2 protein-coding genes and 1 pseudogene are annotated in these 1,889 nt (G+C 73.1%); 1 reads left to right on the top strand and 2 read right to left on the bottom strand.

Features of this window, described 5'->3' with window-relative positions; all coding sequences use genetic code 11:
* Together F9K34_RS18895 and F9K34_RS18890 are read right to left on the bottom strand one after the other, a co-directional pair.
* A pseudogene (locus tag F9K34_RS18895) lies at positions 1-319 on the bottom strand (hypothetical protein); the annotation flags it as partial.
* Positions 319-1,062, bottom strand: coding sequence for an SDR family NAD(P)-dependent oxidoreductase (locus F9K34_RS18890; protein WP_291338637.1), 744 nt, complete (start codon positions 1,060-1,062; stop codon positions 319-321). The pseudogene F9K34_RS18895 and the gene F9K34_RS18890, both read right to left, overlap by 1 nt.
* A 294-nt stretch (positions 1,063-1,356) precedes the next feature.
* Between F9K34_RS18890 and F9K34_RS18885 the strand changes: the two genes are divergently transcribed.
* Positions 1,357-1,889: outer membrane protein (locus F9K34_RS18885; protein ID WP_291338636.1), on the top strand; the 533-nt coding region annotated here is incomplete at its 3' end.

The following is a 1,889-nucleotide window of genomic DNA, read 5'->3' as shown; positions in this document are numbered from 1 at the left end:
GGCCGGTGCCGGCCGCGGCCGCCCAGGCGGCGCGGTAGCGCCCGTAGGCCTCGCGCCGGCATTCGCCGCAGGGGCGGTGCCCGGCGGCAAGCGCCACCGCCTCGTCGAGGAAGAAGAGCTCGGTGTAGCGTCCGGGGGCCATCAGGTCGCGCTTGCGGCCCCTGAACTCGGTCACGCAGCAGACCCAGTTCCGATGGCGGAAACGGGCGACGATCCGCCCTCCGTCATCATGCAGGATGCCCCGGTTGCCCATGAGGAGACCCCGGCCCGGATGGGCGATGATCTCGCCTTCGGGCGTCACCCGGTTCCGGCGTGCCATCAGCGCATCCGGAGCGCGCCGTCGAGGCGGATCACCTCGCCGTTGAGGTAGCCGCATTCGACGATGAAGCCCGCGAGGGCGGCGTATTCCGCCGGATCGCCGAGCCGCTTGGGGAAGGTGACTTCGGCGGCGAGGCTCTCCTGCACCTCCTGCGGCAGGCCTTTCATCATCGGCGTGGCGAAGATGCCCGGGGCGATGGCGCAGACGCGGATGCCGAGGCTCGCGAGGTCGCGCGCGGCAGGCAGCGTCAGGCCGACGATGCCGCCCTTGGAGGCCGCGTAGGCCGCCTGGCCCTTCTGTCCGTCGAAGGCGGCGATGGAGGCGGTGTTGACGATGACGCCGCGTTCGGGGCCGTCGTTCCGCGCCATCTCGGCCGCGGCGAGCCGCATCACGTTGAACGTGCCGGTGAGGTTGATGTCGAGCGTCCGCCGGAAGGAGGCGAGGGCGTGCGGCCCCTCGCGGCCGAGGATCCGCTCGCCGGTGGCGATGCCGGCGCAGTTCACAAGGACGTCGATCCGTCCCATGGCGGCGCGGGCCGAGGCGATGCCGGCGGCGACGGAGGCCTCGTCGGTCACGTCCACGGCGGCGAAATGCGCGCCGATCTCCTGCGCGCCGGCCTCCCCCTCGGCCGCGCGGTCGAAGACCGTGACGCTTGCGCCCCGCTGGCGGAAGGCCTCCGCCGTTGCCGCGCCAAGGCCCGAGGCCCCGCCCGTGATGATCGCTGCCGCCGATTCGAGTCGCATCGCCGCCCCCCGGTCCTGGCCCGGAGCGCCGCCGGGCCTTGGGAATGAACACGCGGTATTGAGGTATCTTCGGACGCGGTCCCTGTCCAGTCGGCGGAAGCCGGCCGGCGGCCGTCGCCGGCGCGCCGGCTTCCGCCGATCCGGCGTCTCGCGCGGGGCGGCGGCGGTCAAGGGTCCGTGAGGACCCCTTGGAACCCCGTCCGGCCGCGTCAAGTTGATCCCGCGGGAGGGCAGTGACCCGCGGCCGGGAAGGCCGCGTCTGCCCCGCAGTCCCGAGCAGACAAGGAGATCAAGATGAAACATCTGAGCAAATCCGCCCTCGGCCTCGCGCTTGGCGCGGCGCTCGCCGCCCCGGCCTTCGCCGGCGGCTATGCCGAGCCGGTGGTGGAAGCGCCCGTTGCGGCACCCGTGGTGGCAGCGGCGCCGAACGGCGACTGGAGCGGCGGCTGGGTCGGCGGCCAGGTCGGCTTCGGCGACGCCTCGGCCGGGGCGCTCGACGGCGACGGCGCGATCTATGGCCTGCGGGGCGGCTACGACTGGGATTTCGGCCAGTGGGTGCTCGGCGCCGGGCTTGACTGGGACAAGGCGGACATCGACCTCGGCACGGCGGGCGACAACCTCGACAGCATCGCCCGGCTCGGCCTCAGGGCGGGGTATGACATGGGCCGGACGCTGGTCTTTGTGCGCGGCGGCGTGGCGCAGGCCAAGGCCGATCTCGGCGGGGTCAGCCGTGACGACACCGGCTGGTTCGCGGGTGTCGGCGCCGAGTATGCGCTGAACGATCGCTGGACAGTCGGCGGCGAGGTGCTGCGGAACCAGTTCGACGA

The organism is Albidovulum sp. (assembly GCF_008933605.1).
In the GTDB taxonomy this organism is placed as follows: domain Bacteria; phylum Pseudomonadota; class Alphaproteobacteria; order Rhodobacterales; family Rhodobacteraceae; genus Albidovulum.
This window is presented reverse-complemented; position numbering and strand designations above follow the sequence as displayed.